This window comes from Citrobacter sp. S39, from assembly GCF_009495675.1.
Taxonomy (GTDB): Bacteria; Pseudomonadota; Gammaproteobacteria; order Enterobacterales; family Enterobacteriaceae; genus Citrobacter; species Citrobacter freundii.
In genome coordinates, this window is sequence record NZ_CP045555.1 from 1943724 (window position 1) to 1963575 (window position 19852).

General features: G+C 54.0%; 13 protein-coding genes. 12 read left to right on the plus strand and 1 reads right to left on the minus strand.

From position 1 onward, the window contains the following. Positions 1–10: 10 nt before the first annotated feature. Entirely contained in the window at positions 11–706 is a 696-nt protein-coding gene (gene mutH, locus GFB57_RS09260; protein ID WP_003033965.1) for a DNA mismatch repair endonuclease MutH, read from the minus strand. Positions 707–1390: 684 nt separating this feature from the next. Here mutH and rppH point away from each other — a divergent pair. From rppH to recD, 12 genes are all read left to right on the plus strand, one after another. Continuing rightward, entirely contained in the window at positions 1391–1921 is a 531-nt protein-coding gene (rppH, locus tag GFB57_RS09265) for an RNA pyrophosphohydrolase (RefSeq protein ID WP_003033982.1), read from the plus strand. 12 nt (positions 1922–1933) lie between these two features. Continuing rightward, the gene (gene ptsP / locus GFB57_RS09270) at positions 1934–4180 is read left to right on the plus strand and encodes a phosphoenolpyruvate--protein phosphotransferase (RefSeq protein WP_003033984.1); all 2247 of its coding nucleotides are present in this window, start codon (positions 1934–1936) and stop codon (positions 4178–4180) included. 188 nt (positions 4181–4368) lie between these two features. After that, positions 4369–5244 carry a prolipoprotein diacylglyceryl transferase gene (gene lgt / locus GFB57_RS09275; RefSeq protein WP_003033987.1) on the plus strand — a complete coding sequence of 292 codons (876 nt, stop codon included), beginning with the start codon at positions 4369–4371 and terminating at the stop codon, positions 5242–5244. Positions 5245–5250: 6 nt separating this feature from the next. Continuing rightward, complete coding sequence (gene thyA, locus GFB57_RS09280; protein ID WP_003033990.1) at positions 5251–6045, plus strand: thymidylate synthase; 795 nt, start codon at positions 5251–5253, stop codon at positions 6043–6045. A 182-nt stretch (positions 6046–6227) separates the two neighbouring features. Then, entirely contained in the window at positions 6228–6698 is a 471-nt protein-coding gene (locus GFB57_RS09285) for a prepilin peptidase-dependent protein (RefSeq protein WP_003033993.1), read from the plus strand. Beyond that, positions 6689–7252, plus strand: a complete 564-nt coding sequence (locus GFB57_RS09290; protein ID WP_003033995.1) for a prepilin peptidase-dependent protein — start codon at positions 6689–6691, stop codon at positions 7250–7252. The genes GFB57_RS09285 and GFB57_RS09290 overlap by 10 nt, the downstream gene beginning before the upstream one ends. Further along, complete coding sequence (locus GFB57_RS09295) at positions 7249–7656, plus strand: DUF2509 family protein (RefSeq protein WP_003033997.1); 408 nt, start codon at positions 7249–7251, stop codon at positions 7654–7656. Before GFB57_RS09290 ends, GFB57_RS09295 begins: the two co-directional genes overlap by 4 nt. Then, positions 7641–7964, plus strand: coding sequence for a prepilin-type N-terminal cleavage/methylation domain-containing protein (locus GFB57_RS09300; protein WP_003033999.1), 324 nt, complete (start codon positions 7641–7643; stop codon positions 7962–7964). Before GFB57_RS09295 ends, GFB57_RS09300 begins: the two co-directional genes overlap by 16 nt. A 12-nt stretch (positions 7965–7976) precedes the next feature. Next, positions 7977–11345, plus strand: a complete 3369-nt coding sequence (gene recC, locus GFB57_RS09305; RefSeq protein WP_003034001.1) for an exodeoxyribonuclease V subunit gamma — start codon at positions 7977–7979, stop codon at positions 11343–11345. A 179-nt stretch (positions 11346–11524) separates the two neighbouring features. Further along, positions 11525–14413, plus strand: a complete 2889-nt coding sequence (ptrA, locus tag GFB57_RS09310; RefSeq protein ID WP_003034003.1) for a pitrilysin — start codon at positions 11525–11527, stop codon at positions 14411–14413. Continuing rightward, positions 14406–17951, plus strand: coding sequence for an exodeoxyribonuclease V subunit beta (recB, locus tag GFB57_RS09315; RefSeq protein ID WP_003034006.1), 3546 nt, complete (start codon positions 14406–14408; stop codon positions 17949–17951). The genes ptrA and recB overlap by 8 nt, the downstream gene beginning before the upstream one ends. Beyond that, complete coding sequence (recD, locus tag GFB57_RS09320; protein ID WP_003034009.1) at positions 17948–19777, plus strand: exodeoxyribonuclease V subunit alpha; 1830 nt, start codon at positions 17948–17950, stop codon at positions 19775–19777. The genes recB and recD overlap by 4 nt, the downstream gene beginning before the upstream one ends. Positions 19778–19852: the final 75 nt, after the last annotated feature.

The following is a 19852-nucleotide window of genomic DNA, read 5'->3' on the forward strand; positions in this document are numbered from 1 at the left end:
CGGGCGGTGCCTATTGCGCCTGGAACAAGAAATGTCGCTCAAGCAATGCGCGGGTGAAGTTCTTTTTCAGGTAAAAGCCGCGTGGCAGGGTCAGGATGGGCTCGCCGTTGGCGCCAATGGCCTCGGTAAGCGCGCGGGCGTTGGCGGCTTTAGGACGCAGTTGCAGTACTTCCCCATGGCGAGCGGTGATGCGTTCGACATGACCTAATACAATCATGTCCATTAATTCTTCCCAGTCCAGACGCAATTGCCGGTCCTCTTCTTCATTCGGGCTCCACAGCAGGGGAGAGCCGACGCGGCGCTCAGCCAGCGGGATGCTGCGTTCGCCTTCTACTGGGATCCACAGAACGCGTTTGAGTTTGTGCCGTACATGGCTGGTTTCCCAGGTGACGCCGGTATTGCCGGTTAACGGTGCCACGCACACAAAGGTGGTTTCCAGTGGTCTGCCAAGACTGTCCACAGGGATCGTTTTCAACTCCACGCCCAGCGCCGCAAAATCCTGCTCTGGTTTACTGCCCGCGCTGGCACCGAGCCAGATTTCCAGTAGCACGCCAATCCAGCCTTTATCGCGCTTAAGATCCTTCGGCGTAACGATTCCCGCCATTGCCGCTAATTCTCCTAACGCGTAGCCCGAAAGCTGTCGTGCCTGGCTCAGCAACTGGGCTTCAGATTCAGGGGGAGAAAGTAACGGACGGAGTTCTGGCATCGGGTTAACCCTTAGGTGAAAAAATAAGCAATGATTTTATACCGTGTGGACAGAGTTTATCTTTTTCCACATGCTTTATTCAATTATATGATTTATATTGGTTTTTAGATTCACGTTTGCAGAGTTGCGCAACAGCGAAGCGGGTTTTCCAATTCTGGCCACTGACAATGAACAGGATCTTACACCATGTTATCCACAGAAAGATGGGATAACTGTGAAAAACCCCCACTACTGTTTCAATTTACAGCCTTGACGTGCGACGAAAATCGAATTTTCACACAAATTGTGCCTAACTTATTGGCATAATCTGTGGATAAAACCGACGCTGGTCGATCTTTCATCAGCGTGAAGATCGTATGAGTGATGTACATCACATTTCTGTGTGTTTATCTGCGTGGATCTGTTTTAACTTTATGAATGTATAAGACTATTTTTACTCTGTGACGAATGTCTTATTCGGACTGTTCTGGGTTTTCCCATAGTAATTCCGTACTTCTTCACAACTATATCCACAGAAAAGGTGAATAAAATCGCCTTGCTTGCCCTTCTTCTGTTTATAACTCGGCCTTTAACTGTGAGTTATTCAATTGTTATTAGAATATCGCACCCTTAACAGAGTGGTTTACCGCCCCTCAGGAGTGTGAAACAATCGTTTGTATATAAGGTTTATGTTGAGGTAGTCCGGTGATTGATGACGATGGCTACCGCCCGAATGTAGGGATAGTAATTTGTAACCGCCAGGGGCAGGTCATGTGGGCCCGGCGATTTGGTCAGCACTCCTGGCAATTTCCACAAGGTGGGATCAACGCAGGAGAGACAGCAGAGCAGGCGATGTACCGGGAACTCTTTGAAGAAGTGGGTCTCAGTCGTAAAGATGTACGGATCCTTGCTTCTACTCGTAACTGGTTGCGTTACAAGTTACCGAAACGTTTGGTGCGTTGGGACACGAAGCCGGTTTGTATCGGCCAGAAACAAAAGTGGTTTCTTCTGCAATTGGTCAGCAGCGATGCTGAAATCAATATGCAAACCAGCAGTACACCTGAGTTCGACGGCTGGCGCTGGGTGAGTTACTGGTATCCGGTTCGACAGGTGGTGTCATTTAAACGCGATGTCTATCGCAGGGTGATGAAAGAATTCGCAAGTGTTGTCATGGCGCTTCAGGAGAGCACTCCTAAGCCGCAAAGCACACCTGCGTACAGACGTAAAAGAGGTTAAGCTACGCAAATTATGCTCACCCGCCTGCGCGAAATAGTCGAAAAGGTGGCCAGTGCTCCGCGTCTGAATGAAGCGCTCAATATACTGGTTACCGACATCTGTCTTGCGATGGATACAGAGGTCTGTTCGGTTTATCTGGCCGATCACGATCGACGTTGTTATTACCTCATGGCGACCCGGGGACTGAAAAAACCACGTGGTCGCACTGTCGCACTCGCGTTTGATGAAGGTATCGTTGGCCTGGTTGGCAGGCTGGCGGAACCTATCAACCTCGCCGATGCGCAAAAGCATCCCAGCTTTAAATACATACCTTCGGTAAAAGAAGAGCGTTTTCGTGCATTCTTAGGTGTACCGATCATTCAGCGTCGCCAGCTTTTAGGTGTGCTGGTGGTGCAGCAGCGTGAACTGCGTCAGTACGATGAAAGTGAAGAGTCTTTCCTCGTCACGCTCGCCACGCAAATGGCGGCCATACTTTCGCAGTCGCAACTAAACGCGCTGTTCGGTCAATACCGGCAAACGCGCATCCGTGCATTGCCTGCCGCCCCCGGCGTGGCAATAGCTGAAGGCTGGCAGGATGCGACGCTGCCGCTGATGGAGCAGGTCTATCAGGCTTCAACGCTGGATCCGGTGCTTGAGCGCGAGCGACTGACCGGTGCGTTGGAAGAGGCGGCGAACGAATTCCGCCGCTACAGCAAGCGTTTTACCGCTGGGGCGCAGAAAGAAACGGCGGCGATCTTTGATCTTTACTCGCACTTGCTTTCCGATACCCGTCTGCGCCGCGAGCTGTTTGCGGAAGTGGATAACGGTTCAGTGGCCGAGTGGGCGGTTAAAACGATCATTGAAAAGTTTGCCGAACAATTTGCCGCGCTGAGCGATAACTACCTCAAAGAGCGGGCCGGAGATTTACGCGCGCTCGGCCAGCGTCTGCTGTTCCACCTTGACGACTCTATCCAGGGGCCGAATGCCTGGCCGGAACGCTTCGTACTGGTGGCGGATGAACTTTCGGCGACCACGCTGGCGGAGCTTCCTCAGGACCGGTTAGTCGGCGTGGTTGTCCGGGACGGCGCAGCCAACTCTCATGCGGCAATTATGGTTCGTGCGCTGGGTATCCCTACCGTTATGGGGGCCGATATCCAGCCGTCGGTGCTGCATCGCCGCACGCTGGTGGTGGACGGTTATCGCGGTGAACTGCTGGTCGATCCGGAACCGGTATTGATTCAGGAATACCAGCGTCTTATCAGTGAAGAAATTGAGCTGAGCCGCCTGGCGGAAGATGACGTCAACCAGCCAGCACAGTTGAAAAGCGGCGAGCGCGTGAAGGTGATGCTCAATGCGGGTCTCAGCCCGGAACATGAAGAAAAGCTGGGTAGCAGGATCGACGGTATTGGCCTGTATCGCACCGAAATCCCGTTCATGCTGCAAAGCGGTTTTCCTTCGGAAGAAGAACAGGTTGCGCAGTATCAGGGCATGCTGCAAATGTTTAACGACAAGCCGGTGACCCTACGTACGCTGGATGTTGGTGCCGATAAACAGCTGCCCTACATGCCGATCAGTGAAGAGAACCCGTGCCTTGGCTGGCGAGGGATCCGCATAACGCTCGATCAGCCAGAGATCTTTTTGATCCAGGTTCGCGCCATGCTGCGTGCCAACGCGGCAACCGGTAACCTCAGCATTTTGCTGCCGATGGTAACCAGCATTGATGAAGTGGACGAAGCGCGACGTTTGATTGAACGCGCCGGACGCGAAGTGGAGGAGATGATCGGTTACGAGATCCCGAAACCGCGCATTGGCATCATGCTGGAAGTTCCGTCGATGGTGTTCATGCTGCCGCATCTGACAAACCGGATTGACTTTATCTCGGTCGGAACCAACGATCTTACCCAGTACATACTGGCCGTCGATCGTAACAACACACGGGTAGCCAGCATTTATGACAGTCTGCATCCGGGGATGTTACGTGCGCTGGCGATGATTGCGCAGGAAGCCGAAAGAAGCGGTATCGATTTACGCCTGTGCGGTGAAATGGCGGGCGACCCGATGTGCGTGGCTATTCTGATCGGCCTGGGTTTCCGTCATTTGTCGATGAACGGTCGTTCTGTCGCTCGCGTTAAATATCTGCTGCGTCATATCGATTTTGATGAGGCGCAAACGCTGGCGCAGCGCAGCCTGGAAGCGCAGATGGCAGCAGAGGTACGCCATCAGGTAGCGGCCTTTATGGAGCGCCGCGGCATGGGGGGGTTGATTCGCGGGGGATTGTAGGCCTGATAAGCGTAGCGTCATCAGGCATTACGGGGTAAAGATTACTTATACAGATCTTTTACATCTTCCCGGCATCCGCTTCTAACCCCTTGTGCTATCATTCGCACCTTTGGAGCGCCTGCATTATGCAGGCGCGCTTATCAATTGCTGTCTGACTTCAGCGAAATAACAAGAACTTGTGGTGACAGATGACCAGTAGCTATCTGCATTTTCCGGATTTCGATCCGGTCATTTTCTCAATCGGACCCGTCGCGCTTCACTGGTACGGCTTAATGTATTTGGTGGGGTTTATTTTTGCGATGTGGCTGGCGACGCGCCGCGCGAATCGCCCGGGCAGTGGCTGGACCAAAAATGAAGTAGAAAACTTACTGTATGCGGGCTTCCTCGGGGTTTTCCTCGGTGGGCGTATTGGTTACGTACTGTTCTATAACTTCGAGTTATTCCTCGATAATCCCCTGTATCTGTTCCGCGTCTGGGACGGCGGTATGTCCTTCCACGGTGGACTTATCGGTGTGATCCTGGTGATGATTATCTTCGCCAAACGCACCAAACGTTCGTTCTTCCAGGTTTCTGATTTCATTGCCCCGCTGATTCCGTTTGGTCTGGGTGCAGGGCGTCTGGGTAACTTTATCAATGGTGAGCTGTGGGGACGCGTTGACCCGAACTTCAAGTACGCCATGCTGTTCCCGGGCTCCCGTACCGAAGATATTTTACTACTGCAATCTAACCCGCAATGGCAGTCTATTTTTGATACCTACGGCTCGCTGCCGCGCCACGCCTCACAGCTTTATGAGATGGCGCTCGAGGGTGTTGTGCTGTTTATCATTCTCAACCTGTACATTCGTAAGCCGCGTCCAATGGGCTCGGTATCCGGTCTGTTCCTGATTGGTTATGGCGCGTTTCGTATTATCGTTGAATTCTTCCGCCAGCCGGATGCGCAGTTTACTGGCACCTGGGTACAGTACATCAGCATGGGGCAGATCCTCTCTATCCCGATGATTGTCGCAGGCATTATTATGATGGTTTGGGCGTACCGCCGCAGCCCACAGCAACACGTTTCCTGAGGAACCATGAAACAGTATTTAGAACTGATGCAAAAAGTGCTGGATGAAGGCACACAGAAAAACGACCGTACCGGAACCGGAACGCTTTCCATTTTTGGTCATCAGATGCGTTTTAATCTGCAGGAAGGGTTCCCGCTGGTTACGACGAAACGCTGCCATTTACGCTCGATCATTCATGAGCTGCTGTGGTTTTTGCAGGGCGACACTAACGTTGCCTATCTGCATGAAAACAACGTCTCAATCTGGGACGAATGGGCGGATGAAAACGGTAATTTAGGCCCGGTTTATGGTAAACAGTGGCGCGCGTGGCCTACGCCAGATGGTCGCCATATTGACCAGATCACCACCGTGTTAAACCAGCTTAAAAATGACCCGGACTCTCGCCGCATTATCGTTTCTGCATGGAACGTCGGTGAGCTGGATAAAATGGCGCTGGCACCGTGCCATGCGTTCTTCCAGTTTTACGTCGCGGATGGCAAGCTCTCCTGTCAGCTGTATCAGCGTTCGTGCGATGTGTTCCTCGGCCTGCCGTTTAACATTGCCAGCTACGCTTTGCTGGTACACATGATGGCGCAGCAGTGTGATCTGGAAGTGGGTGATTTTGTCTGGACCGGTGGCGACACGCACCTGTACAGCAATCATATGGATCAAACGCATCTGCAGCTTAGCCGTGAACCTCGCGCGTTGCCGAAACTGGTTATTAAACGTAAGCCTGAATCTATCTTTGACTATCGCTTCGAAGACTTTGAAATTGAAGGCTACGATCCGCACCCGGGTATTAAAGCGCCGGTGGCTATCTAACCAGCTTTATGCTGACACAACCGACGCCCGTGAGCGTCGGTTTTTTTGTCTAAAATCACGTTCTTCAGCGAACATTCCTGAAGTAGTGCAACGGTCTGCAACGCGACGAATATTTCCCGTAGCTCGCCGTAGAAACCGAATTTCCCGCTCGTTATTCATTTTCCTCGCGCCATACTGGCGACATGAAAAAACAACAAGGTTACACGCTTCTCGAAACCCTGATTGCGATGCTGATCGTCGCGGCGCTTGGTGCATCTGGGCTGTATGGTTGGCAGCGCTGGCAGCAGCAACAGCGGCTGTGGCAGACCGCCTGCCAGGTGCGGGACTACCTGCTGCAACTGCGTGAAGATGCTAACTGGCGCAATCGTGATCACGTCATCAACGTACTCCGCGAAGGGGGGACATGGTGTCTGGCAAGCTCAGCGACATCACAAGCTTCGTGTCAGCCTGTTTCACCGTTGATATTTGCGCCACTTTGGGCTGATGTCGAAATGGCAGATATCACGCCTTCACTGGCTTTTTTTGGACTGCGCAATACGGCATGGGCCGGACATATACGCCTGAAAAATGCGGCAGGGGAATGGCGCGTGGTGGTGTCTGGCTGGGGGCGAATCAGGCTTTGTGAGCGCGATGAGGCCAGATTATGTCAGTAAACGAACGGGGATTTTCACTGCTGGAGGTGCTCATTGCCATGGCGATTAGCAGTATTTTATTACTTAGCTCAGCACGATTTTTACCGGCGCTACAGCGAGAGATTCTGCGTAACACGCGCCAGTTAGCGCTGGAAGATGAAATATGGCAGCGAGCCTACACCGTGGCGAAGCATCTTCAACGGGCGGGGTATTGCCGGGGAAACTGTGTCGGAGAGGGACTGGTGATATCGGCTAAGGGGGACTGTGTCATTGCACGCTGGGATGTCAACGGCAACGGCGTTTGGGAGAGCAGTTCCGCGAAAGAGGCTGATGCTATCGGGTTTCGTCTACAGGACAAGGTATTGGAAACCCTGCGTGGAGCCACCGGTTGCACTGGAAAAGGATGGGAGAAAATGACCGATCAGACTACCATCCAGATTGAGGCATTCCAGGTTGAACGGCTGAATTTCAGCGGATATTCCCCGCTTCTTACGCTGCGTTTGCGTGGAGTGAGCAATGACGAACCACAAAAAGTTGTTGAAGCGGTCTACAGCGTTACGGGATTCAACCTGTGAATCGTGAGCGAGGCGTATCCTCTCTGGCAATGGTCCTGTTGCTGCTGGTGCTCAGTAGTCTGCTGCTGGAAGGCGTTAGCAGACAGGAGGCTAGTTTTGCTGCGCGTGTGGTCACACAAAGTCAGGCGCTGCAGCGTCAGGCGGTAGTGCAATCCGCGATGGAATGGGGGCGTATACAACCCTGGCGCTTACAACCCGTTGTACAGTGTCGGCGCGATCCCACGCAGAATGCCGCGGTTTGCCTGCGCCTGCTTACCAATAATTTCGTGCTGCTAATCGCCCACTATGAAGGAGTATTTTTATGGCGTCAGGGGGCGGTTATTGATGGCAACATAGAATTCTCGGCGCATGGCTGGAGCGATTTTTGTCCGATTAAGGAGCAGACGTTATGCCAGATCCCCTGAACAGTCAGCGTGGCTTTAGTCTGCCGGAAGTTATGCTGGCAATGGTACTGATGATCATGATTGTGACCGCGTTGTCAGGATACCAGCGGGTGCTAATGAACAGCTTTATTATCAGAAACCAGTATCAACAACTCTGGCGTTACGCCTGGCAGCAAAGCCAGCTGTACCAGTTTTCATCGCCTGTGAACTGGCAGGTTAACCGAATGCAGACAACGAGAGCGGGATGTGTCAGCATCAACGTCATAATTTCTTCACCCCTCGGCAGGCAGGGTCAGATGACGCGTCTGCATTGCCCGAATCGTCAGTAGTCAGGAGTCGCTATGTTAAGGGTCTACCACTCCAACCGTCTGGATGTGCTGGAAGCGTTAATGGAGTTTATCGTTGAGCGCGAGCGGCTGGACGACCCCTTTGAGCCTGAGATGATCCTGGTTCAAAGTACCGGTATGGCGCAGTGGTTACAAATGACTCTTGCACAGAAGTTTAGTATTGCCGCCAATATCGATTTTCCGCTGCCCGCGAGTTTTATCTGGGATATGTTTGTGCGTGTGCTGCCGGATATCCCGAAAGAGAGCGCGTTCAGCAAACAGAGCATGAGCTGGAAGTTGATGACGCTGTTGCCGCAATTGCTGGATGGCGATGACTTTGCATTGCTGCGCCACTATCTGACGGACGACACCGATAAACGTAAGCTTTTTCAGCTTTCCTCGCGCGCGGCTGACCTTTTCGACCAGTATTTAGTCTACCGCCCTGACTGGTTGACCCAGTGGGAAGCGGGGCGACTGGTTGAGGGACTCGGCGAGTCTCAGGCCTGGCAGGCACCGTTGTGGAAAGCGCTGGTGGAATACACCGCGGAGTTGGGCCAGCCGCGTTGGCATCGTGCCAATTTATACCAACGATTTATTCAGACGTTGGAAAACGCGTCCGAGTGCCCGCAGGGACTGCCTTCTCGTGTCTTTATTTGCGGTATTTCGGCGCTGCCGCCGGTTTATTTGCAGGCATTGCAAGCGCTGGGTAAGCATATCGATATTCATCTGCTGTTTACCAACCCTTGTCGCTACTACTGGGGAGATATTAAAGATCCTGCCTGGCTGGCGAAGCTGATGGCGCGTCAGCGTCGGCACAGCTTTGAAGAACGGCACCTGCCGCTGTTTCGTGATAACCAGAAAGCCGAAGGATTATTTAACAGCGATGGCGAACAGGATGTGGGCAACCCGATGCTGGCCTCGTGGGGCAAACTGGGGCGTGATTACATTTATTTGCTTTCGGAGCTGGAAAATAGTCAGGAACTGGATGCGTTTGTCGACATTACGCCTGACAACCTTTTGCATAATATTCAATCAGATATTCTGGAACTCGAAAGTCATGCCGTGGCGGGCGTCACGCTGAAAGAATATTCCCGTAGTGACAATAAACGCCGGCTTGATCTGAACGATACCAGCGTGACTTTCCATGTCTGCCATAGCCCACAGCGCGAGGTGGAAATTCTGCATGACCGGCTGTTGGCCATGCTGGAAGCGGACCCAACGCTGACGCCGCGCGATATTATCGTGATGGTGGCGGACATCGACAGCTACAGCCCATTCATTCAGTCGGTCTTTGGCAGTGCACCAGCCGAGCGTTACTTACCTTATGCGATTTCCGACCGTCGGGCACGTCAGTCTCATCCCGTCTTACAGGCTTTTATTAGTCTGCTGTCTCTACCGGATAGCCGTTTTGTCTCAGAGGATGTTCTGGCGTTACTGGATGTCCCCGTGCTGGCGGCGCGTTTCAACATTGATGAAGAAGGGTTGCGCTATCTTCGCTTATGGGTCAATGAATCCGGGATTCGTTGGGGAATTGACGACGATAACGTGCGTGAACTGGAACTTCCGCCTACAGGTCAGCATACCTGGCAATTTGGTTTAACGCGTATGCTGCTCGGCTACGCGATGGAAAGTGCGCAGGGCGAGTGGCAATCGGTGTTGCCTTACGATGAGTCCAGCGGTTTGATTGCCGAGCTGGTAGGGCATCTGGCCTCGTTGCTGATGCAGCTTAATCTTTGGCGTAGAGGGTTAGCGCAGGAACGACCGCTGGAAGAGTGGCTACCTGTTTGTCGGGAAATGCTCAATGATTTCTTCCTGCCGGACGCGGATACCGAAGCGGCGATGACGCTGATTGAACAGCAGTGGCAGGCTATTATCACCGAAGGTTTAGGGGCCGAGTACGGCGATGCTATACCGCTCTCTCTGTTGCGTGATGAGCTGGCCCAGCGCCTTGATCAGGAACGCATCAGCCAGCGCTTCCTGGCGGGTCCCGTTAACATTTGTACGCTGATGCCGATGCGCTCCATTCCGTTCAAAGTGGTGTGCCTGCTGGGTATGAACGATGGGGTTTATCCACGCCAGCTTGCGCCGCTGGGCTTTGATTTAATGAGTCAAAAACCGATGCGGGGCGATCGCAGCCGTCGCGATGATGACCGCTATCTGTTCCTCGAAGCATTGATTTCGGCACAGCAGACGCTCTACATCAGCTACATTGGCCGCTCTATCCAGGATAACAGCGAGCGCTTCCCGTCGGTGCTGGTGCAAGAACTGATGGACTACATCGGGCAAAGCCATTATCTGCCGGGTGACGAATTGTTAACCTGCGATCAAAGCGAGGCAAGGGTAAAAGCGCACATTACCCGTTTGCATACCCGTATGCCCTTTGATGCACAAAACTATTTGCCGGGCGAACAGCAAAGCTATGCCCGGGAATGGCTGCCTGCGGCGAGTCTGTCAGGAAAAGCGCACACGGATTTTGTGCAGCCTCTTCCTTTTGAAATGCCAGAAACGCTAACGCTGGAAACACTGCAGCGATTTTGGGCACATCCGGTACGCGCCTTTTTCCAGATGCGTTTGAGGGTCAACTTCCGCTCTGAAGAGAGTGAGATCCCGGACACGGAGCCTTTCACCCTTGAAGGATTAACCCGCTATCAGCTTAATCAGCAATTACTTAATACACTGGTTGAAGAGAACGACGTTGAACGACTGTTTCGTCGTTTTCGTGCGGCGGGCACGCTACCCTATGGGCCGTTTGGCGAAATTCTGTGGGATACGCAGCGTCAGGAGATGCAGTCGCTGGCTGAGCGTATTATCGCCAGTCGTCAGCCCTGTCAGAGCATGGAAATCGATCTTAACTGTAACGGCGTACAAATCACCGGTTGGTTGCCGCAGGTTCAAGAGGACGGTTTGTTGCGCTGGCGCCCATCTTTGATCAGCATTGCGCAGGGCGTGCAACTTTGGCTGGAACATCTTGTCTATTGTGCGAGTGGCGGTACGGGAGAGAGCCGATTATTCCTGCGTAAAGACGGGGAATGGCGTTTTCCGCCGCTGGATGCAGAACAGGCGTTGCTGTATCTGTCGCAACTCATTGAGGGGTATCGGGAAGGCATGTCGTCACCATTGCTGGTATTGCCCGAAAGCGGCGGTGCATGGATAAAAACCTGTTATGACGCCGCAAATGATGCCATGTTAGATGACGATGCAACGTTGCAAAAAGCGCGCAGTAAGTTTCTGCAAGCCTATGAAGGCAACATGATAGTACGTGGCGAAGGTGATGATATCTGGTATCAACGTCTTTGGCGTCAACTGGATGCTGATACGCTGGAGACTATTGTTTTACAGTCTCAACGCTACCTGTTACCGATTTTTCGCTTCAATCAGTCATGATGACTGTATAAAAATTGCGCAATTCGGTGGCTTCCACTATGATGCGCATTCTGTCACGGACTGATTCTTACAAAGAGAAGATGCTGGCTCGTTCAGCACATAGTCTTGCCCTGTTCAGACCATGTATTTATGCGTGGTTTGTAGTGAACAGGTGAATACGTTAATGATGAGGTTTGTGAATGCCCCGCAGCACCTGGTTCAGCGCATTACTGTTGTTCGTCGCCCTTTGGGTTCCCGTAAGTCAGGCAGATACCGGTTGGCAGCCTTTAGCTGAAACCATCCGTAAAAGCGATAAAGATACCCGTCAGTATCAGGCCGTGCGCCTTGATAACGGCATGGTTGTGCTGCTGGTATCCGATCCTCAGGCCGTGAAATCCCTTTCTGCACTGGTAGTCCCCGTGGGCTCGCTGGAAGATCCGGACGATCATCAGGGGCTGGCACACTATCTCGAACACATGTGCCTGATGGGCTCGAAAAAATACCCGCAGCCGGACAGCCTGGCTGAATTTCTGAAAATGCACGGCGGTAGCCACAATGCCAGCACTGCGCCTTATCGTACGGCCTTCTATCTTGAAGTCGAAAACGACGCGTTGGTGGGGGCGGTGGATCGCCTGGCGGATGCTATTGCCGATCCATTGTTGGATAAAAAATATGCCGACCGTGAGCGTAACGCGGTTAACTCCGAGCTGACGCTGGCGCGTACCCGAGACGGGATGCGTATGGCGCAGGTGAGCGCTGAGACTATCAACCCGGCGCACCCTGGCTCTCGTTTCTCTGGCGGGAATCTAGAGACATTAAGCGACAAACCGGGCAATCCGGTGGTACAGGCGTTACAAAAATTTCATGAAAAGTACTACTCCGCGAACCTGATGAAGGCGGTGATTTATAGCAATAAACCACTGCCAGAGCTGGCGCGTATAGCGGCTGACACCTTTGGGCGCGTGCCGAACAGAAATATCGAAAAGCCTGAAATTACCGTACCGGTCGTCACTGACGCGCAAAAGGGCATCATCATCCACTATGTTCCGGCAATGCCGCGTAAAGTATTGCGCGTCGAGTTTCGTATCGATAACAACAGCGCGCAGTTCCGCAGTAAAACCGATGAACTGGTGACCTACCTGATTGGCAATCGTAGTCCGGGCACATTGTCTGACTGGCTGCAAAAGCAGGGCCTGGTTGAAGGTATTCGCGCAGACTCCGATCCGGTGGTCAACGGGAACAGCGGCGTGTTAGCCATTTCCGCGACGTTAACCGACAAGGGGCTGGCGAATCGCGATGAAGTTGTCGCGGCAATCTTTAGCTACCTCAATTTGTTACGCGAGAAAGGCGTCGATAAACGCTATTTTGACGAGCTGGCGCATGTGCTGGATCTCGATTTCCGTTATCCCTCCATCACCCGTGATATGGACTACGTGGAATGGCTGGCTGATACCATGATCCGCGTTCCCGTCGAGCATACGCTGGATGCGGTGAATATTGCTGACCAGTACGATGCGAAAGCTGTTGAGCAACGTCTGGCAATGATGACGCCGCAGAATGCGCGTATCTGGTATATCAGCGCGAAAGAGCCGCATAATAAAACCGCTTATTTTGTCGATGCGCCTTACCAGGTGGATAAAATCAGCGACAAAACCTTTGCCGACTGGCAGCAAAAAGCACAGGGCATTGCGCTGTCGTTACCGGAGGTGAACCCCTACATTCCGGATGATTTCACGCTGATTAAGACGGATAAAAAATACGCTCATCCGGAGCTGATTGTTGATGAGCCGGATTTACGCGTGGTGTATGCCCCGAGCCAGTATTTTGCCAGCGAGCCGAAGGCTGACGTCAGCGTGATCCTGCGTAACCCGAAAGCCATGGACAGCGCCCGCAACCAGGTCTTATTCGCACTTAACGATTACCTGGCGGGGATTGCGCTCGATCAGTTAAGTAACCAGGCATCGGTAGGTGGAATTGGTTTCTCTACCAACGCTAACAATGGGTTGATGCTTAACGCCAACGGCTACACCCAACGTTTGCCGCAGCTTTTTCAGGCGCTGCTGAGCGGCTATTTCAGCTATACCTCAACGGATGAACAACTGGAACAGGCGAAATCCTGGTATGCCCAGATGATGGATTCCGCAGAAAAGGGTAAAGCCTACGATCAGGCTATTATGCCGGTGCAGATGCTTTCTCAGGTGCCTTATTTTTCACGTGATGAGCGCCGTCAGTTGCTGCCTTCCATCACCCTGAAAGAGGTGATGACCTACCGCGACGCCTTAAAAACCGGTGCGCGACCTGAATTCCTGGTCATTGGTAATATGAGCGAAGCTCAGACAACGAGCATGGCGCGGGATATCCAAAAACAGCTTGGTGCGAACGGGTCACAGTGGTGTCGCAACAAAGATGTGGTGGTGGACAAGAAGCAGTCCGTCATCTTTGAAAAAGCAGGCAGCAGCACGGATTCAGCACTGGCGGCGGTATTTGTGCCAACCGGATACGATGAATACGCCAGTTCAGCCTACAGTGCCATGTTGGGGCAGATTGTTCAGCCGTGGTTCTACAATCAGCTGCGTACTGAAGAGCAGTTAGGTTACGCCGTATTTGCTTTCCCGATGAGCGTTGGCCGTCAGTGGGGAATGGGGTTCCTGCTGCAAAGCAGTGATAAGCAGCCGTCTTACCTCTGGGAGCGTTATAAAGCGTTCTTCCCGACGGCGGAAGCGAAGCTGCGGGCGATGAAACCTGAAGAGTTCGCGCAAATTCAGCAGGCGATTATTGCGCAAATGCTGCAGGCGCCGCAAACGCTGGGGGCAGAAGCCTCACAGTTAAGCAAAGATTTTGATCGCGGCAATATGCGCTTCGATTCACGTGATAAAATAGTGGCTCAGATTAAACTGCTGACGCCGCAAAAACTTGCCGACTTCTTCCATCAGGCGGTGGTTGAGCCGCAAGGCATGGCGATATTGTCACAGGTTTCCGGCAGTCAGAACGGGCAAGCAGAATATGTGCACCCGGAAGGCTGGAAAGTGTGGCAGACCGTCAGCGCGTTGCAGCAAACCTTACCCCTGATGAGTGATAAGAATGAATGATGCCGCTGAGTCCCTTGATCCACTGCGTTTGCCCCTGACGGGCGAGCGTCTGATTGAAGCCTCTGCGGGCACCGGTAAAACCTTTACCATCGCCGCCCTGTATTTACGTTTACTGCTTGGACTGGGCGGCTCTGCCGCCTTTCCTCGTCCTCTGACCGTCGAAGAACTGCTGGTAGTCACCTTCACTGAGGCGGCTACCGAAGAGTTGCGCGGTCGAATTCGTAGCAACATTCATGAACTGCGAATTGCCTGCCTGCGTGAAACCACCGACAACCCGCTATATGCCCGTTTGTTAGATGAAATTGCCGATAAAAAACAGGCTGCTCAGTGGCTGTTATTGGCTGAAAGACAGATGGATGAAGCGGCGGTGTTTACCATCCACGGTTTTTGTCAGCGTATGCTCAGCCTTAACGCCTTTGAGTCTGGCATGCTGTTCGAACAGCAGCTGATAGAGGATGAATCGCTGCTGCGCTATCAGGCCTGCGCGGACTTCTGGCGTCGGCACTGCTACCCGTTGCCCCGCGACATTGCGCAGGTGGTTTTTGAAACGTGGAAAGGGCCGCAGGCGCTGCTGAGAGATATCGATCGCTATCTGCAAGGGGAAGTACCGGTTATCAAGGCTCCTCCGCCCGATGACGAAACGCTGGCCTCCCGGCATGAACACATTCTCGCGCGCATTAACCAGATCAAGCAGCAATGGCGTGATTCTGTTGATGATCTGGATGGTCTGCTGGAAGCCTCCGGGATCGATCGGCGTAAATTTAATCGCGCTAACCAGGGTAAGTGGATCGAAAAGATCAGCGCATGGGCGCAGGAAGAAACCCAAAGCTATCAGTTGCCTGATGCGTTGGAGAAATTCTCCCAGCGCTTTTTAGAAGAGCGAACCAAAGCGGGCGGCGTAACGCCTCAGCACCCGCTTTTCGTCGCTATTGATGAACTGCTTAGCGAACCGTTAACCCTGCGCGATCTGGTGATCACCCGGGCGCTGGCGGAGATCCGCGCGGCGGTTGCCGAGGAGAAACGCCGCCGCGGCGAGCTGGGTTTTGACGATATGCTCAGCCGTCTGGATGCAGCGTTGCGCAGTGAAAGCGGCGATGCGCTGGCGACGGCTATTCGCACCCGTTTTCCGGTTGCCATGATCGATGAATTCCAGGATACCGATCCGCAGCAGTACCGTATTTTTCGCCGGATCTGGCAGCATCAGCCGGATACCGCACTTCTGCTGATTGGCGATCCAAAACAGGCGATTTACGCGTTTCGCGGCGCGGATATCTTCACCTATATGAAGGCGCGCAGCGAAGTCAGCGCACACTATACGCTTGATACCAACTGGCGTTCGGCCCCCGGCATGGTCAATAGTGTGAATACGCTTTTCAGCCAGATGGACGACGCCTTTATGTTCCGCGAAATCCCCTTCAGCCCGGTAAAATTCGCAGAAAAAAACCAGTCGCTTCAGTTTGTTTTACACGGTGAAACGCAGCCAGCCATGAGTATGTGGCTGATGGAAGGGGAAAGCTGTGGCGTCGGCGACTATCAGAACTACATGGCGCAGGTGTGCGCCACGCAAATTCGCGACTGGCTTAAGGCAGGGCATTCTGGCGCTGCGCAACTGGTCAGTGGCAAAGCATCCAGCCCGGTACGCGCGTCGGACATCAGCGTATTGGTTCGTAGCCGCCAGGAAGCGGCGCTGGTCCGTGATGCGCTGACCCAACTGGCAATTCCCTCCGTCTACCTCTCTAACCGTGACAGCGTATTTGAAACGCTGGAAGCGCAGGAGTTGCTGTGGGTGCTGCAGGCGGTGATGACACCGGAACGTGAGAACACGTTGCGTAGCGCGCTGGCGACCTCGATGATGGGGATGAATGCGCAGGATCTTGATGCGTTAAATAACGACGAAAATGCCTGGGATGCGGTAGTCGAAGAGTTCGATGGTTATCGTCAGATCTGGCATAAACGCGGCGTGATGCCGATGCTGCGCGCGCTGATGGCTGCCCGCCAGATTGCGGAGAACCTGCTGGCGACGGCGGGGGGCGAACGTCGACTGACTGACATTTTACATATCAGCGAACTGTTGCAGGAAGCGGGCTCGCAGCTGGAAAGCGAGCATGCGCTGGTGCGCTGGTTGTCCCAGCATATTCTTGAACCCGACAGCAATGCGTCCAGTCAGCAGCTCAGGCTCGAAAGCGACAAGCATTTGGTTAAAATCGTCACCATCCATAAATCGAAAGGGCTGGAATATCCGCTGGTCTGGCTGCCATTTATCACCAATTTCCGCGTCCAGGATCAGGCTTTCTACCACGATCGCAGCTCCTTTGAAGCGGTGCTGGATCTCAGCGATGCCGAGGAGAGCGTTGAGCTGGCAGAAGCGGAACGTCTGGCGGAAGACCTGCGTTTGCTGTATGTCGCGCTAACCCGTTCGGTATGGCACTGCAGCCTTGGCGTTGCGCCGTTGGTACGACGTCGGGGCGATAAAAAAGGGGATACCGATGTGCATCAGAGCGCCCTTGGTCGCCTGTTACAAAAAGGTGAGCCGATGGATGCCGCGGGTCTGCGTGGCGCGATTGAAGCGCTTTGCAGCAACGATATTGCCTGCCAGACTCCCGGGCAGCCTGACGGCGAACCCTGGCAGGTTGCGCAGTCTGTTAGCAGTGAACTGAGTGCAAAAATACTGCGGCGTACGCCCGGCGATAGCTGGCGCGTGACCAGTTATTCCGGTCTGCAACAGCGTGGACATGGTATCGCGCAGGATCTGATCCCACGACTGGATATCGATGCCGCAGGCGTCGGTGAGGTTATTGAAGAATCAGGACTCACACCGCATCAGTTCCCGCGCGGCGCTTCGCCGGGTACGTTCTTGCATAGCCTGTTTGAAAATCTCGATTTTACGCAACCGGTGGATCCGCATTGGGTCGAGGAGAAACTGGCGTTGGGCGGTTATGACGCGCACTGGACGCCGGTTTTGGCCCAATGGCTGGACGCCATTTTGCAGGCGCCTCTCAACGAGACGGGCGTGAGTTTGAGTCAGCTTTCCGCGCGAGAAAAACAGGTGGAGATGGAGTTTTATCTGCCGATTTCGCAGCCGCTGATGGCCAGCCAACTTGATGCGTTGATTCGTCAGTACGATCCGCTCTCGGCGGGGTGCCCTGCGTTGGACTTTATGCAGGTGCGCGGCATGCTAAAAGGCTTTATTGACCTGGTATTCCGCCATCAGGGGCGCTATTACCTGCTCGATTACAAATCGAACTGGCTGGGTGAAGACAGCTCCGCCTATACGCAGCAGGCGATGGCCTCTGCCATGCAGGCGCATCGCTACGACCTGCAGTATCAACTTTATACCCTGGCGCTGCATCGCTACTTGCGCCATCGCATTGCTGATTACGATTATGAACGCCATTTTGGCGGAGTTATCTATCTCTTCCTGCGTGGCGTTGACCGTGAAAATCCGCAGCAGGGAATTTATGCGACCCGACCTGACGGAGAGTTGATCGCTTTGATGGACGAGTTGTTTGCCGGTGTGCCGCTGGAGGAGATGTCATGACAATCCAGAAACGATTACTGGAAGCCGTTGAGCAAAAGCAACTCCGCCCTCTGGATGCCCAGTTCGCGCTGGCGGTTGCTGGAAATGATAACCCTGCCGTTGCGCTGGCAGCGGCGTTGCTCAGCCGTGAAGCAGGAGAAGGGCACGTCTGCTTACCGCTTTCGCGTCTATCCCGAAGTGAGGACGCCCATCCTCTGTTAAGCGCCTGGCTCGCTGAAGCGGGAGAGCCCGAAGACTGGGCGGAATGCCTGCTGGCCTCCGGGGCGGTAAGCCGTGGCGAGCAGCCCACACCGCTGGTGCTGTACGGCGATCGTTTGTATCTGAACCGGATGTGGCATAACGAACGCGCGGTGGCGCGCTTTTTCGGTGAAGTTAACTACGCCATTGAGGTGGATGAACAACGGCTGACCCACACGCTGGCAGCGCTGTTTCCGCCCGTTGAAGGCGTTAACTGGCAAAAAGTGGCCGCTGCTGTCGCGCTCACCCGGCGTATATCGGTGATCTCCGGCGGACCGGGGACCGGAAAAACAACAACGGTGGCGAGGCTTCTGGCGGCGTTGATTCAGATGGCGGACGGTGAACGCTGTCGTATTCGCCTGGCGGCGCCCACGGGAAAAGCAGCAGCACGTCTGACCGCCTCGCTGGGCGCGGCGTTGCGTGAACTGCCGCTGACCGATGAGCAAAAGAAGCGCATTCCCGATGATGCCAGTACGCTGCATCGATTATTAGGCGCTCAGCCTGGTAGCCAACGCTTGCGGCATCATGCAGGAAACCCGCTGCATCTTGACGTGCTGGTAGTGGATGAAGCCTCGATGATCGATTTGCCGATGATGTCGCGCCTTATCGATGCGCTACCGCCACACGGGCGGGTGATTTTTCTGGGCGATCGCGACCAGCTCGCTTCTGTTGAAGCGGGGGCGGTACTGGGGGATATCTGTGCTTTCGTCGGTGATGGTTTTACCCCGGAGCGTGCCCGCCAGCTTAGTCGCCTGACTGAAACCACTATTCCGGCTGGTTCGGGAACTCAGGCGGCTGCTCTGCGCGACAGTTTGTGCCTGCTGCAAAAGAGCTACCGTTTCGGTAGCGATTCCGGAATCGGTCAGTTGGCTGCGGCGATTAATCGTGGTGACAAAGCCGCGATAAAAACGGTCTTCCAGCAGGGATTTGGCGACATCGAAAAACGCGCTCTGCACAGCAGCGAAGATTACGCTGCGATGCTGGAGGAAGCGCTGGCGGGTTATGGTCACTATCTGGATTTACTGCGCGAGCGCGCCGAGCCGGATGCTGTCATTCAGGCCTTCAATGAGTATCAGCTATTGTGTGCCCTGCGGGAAGGTCCGTTTGGCGTGGGTGGTTTGAATGAACGCATTGAGCAGGTGATGGCGCAAAAACGCAAAATTCACCGTTCGACGCATAGCCGCTGGTATGAGGGAAGGCCAGTGATGATCGCGCGCAATGACAGTTCGCTGGGATTATTTAACGGTGATATTGGCATTGCCCTGGATCGTGGGCAGGGTCTGAGGGTGTGGTTTGCGCTGCCGGGCGGTTCTATCAAATCGGTCCAGCCCAGCCGCTTGCCTGAACATGAAACCACCTGGGCAATGACGGTGCACAAATCGCAGGGATCTGAGTTTGACCACGCGGCGTTGATTTTACCCAACCAGCATTCACCTGTGGTGACTCGCGAGCTGGTCTATACCGCCGTTACCCGCGCGCGCCGTCGTTTGTCGCTGTATGCCGATGAGCGGATATTGAGTGGCGCCATTGCCACCCGAACCGAACGCCGCAGCGGATTGTCGGCGTTGTTTAATGATGGCATGATGTAGGCCGGATAAGCGTCAGCGCCATCCGGCTGTGTGCCTGATGGCGACGCTATCGCGTCTGATCAGGCCTACGATCTG

Bases quoted from the DNA above. Each gene is read 5' to 3' on its own strand.
- mutH (WP_003033965.1), bottom strand. From the start codon at position 706: ATGCCAGAACTCCGTCCGTTACTTTCTCCCCCTGAATCTGAAGCCCAG.
- ptsP (WP_003033984.1), top strand. From the start codon at position 1,934: ATGCTCACCCGCCTGCGCGAAATAGTCGAAAAGGTGGCCAGTGCTCCG.
- lgt (WP_003033987.1), top strand. From the start codon at position 4,369: ATGACCAGTAGCTATCTGCATTTTCCGGATTTCGATCCGGTCATTTTC.
- thyA (WP_003033990.1), top strand. From the start codon at position 5,251: ATGAAACAGTATTTAGAACTGATGCAAAAAGTGCTGGATGAAGGCACA.
- GFB57_RS09285 (WP_003033993.1), top strand. From the start codon at position 6,228: ATGAAAAAACAACAAGGTTACACGCTTCTCGAAACCCTGATTGCGATG.
- GFB57_RS09290 (WP_003033995.1), top strand. From the start codon at position 6,689: ATGTCAGTAAACGAACGGGGATTTTCACTGCTGGAGGTGCTCATTGCC.
- GFB57_RS09300 (WP_003033999.1), top strand. From the start codon at position 7,641: ATGCCAGATCCCCTGAACAGTCAGCGTGGCTTTAGTCTGCCGGAAGTT.
- recC (WP_003034001.1), top strand. From the start codon at position 7,977: ATGTTAAGGGTCTACCACTCCAACCGTCTGGATGTGCTGGAAGCGTTA.
- ptrA (WP_003034003.1), top strand. From the start codon at position 11,525: ATGCCCCGCAGCACCTGGTTCAGCGCATTACTGTTGTTCGTCGCCCTT.
- recB (WP_003034006.1), top strand. From the start codon at position 14,406: ATGAATGATGCCGCTGAGTCCCTTGATCCACTGCGTTTGCCCCTGACG.
- recD (WP_003034009.1), top strand. From the start codon at position 17,948: ATGACAATCCAGAAACGATTACTGGAAGCCGTTGAGCAAAAGCAACTC.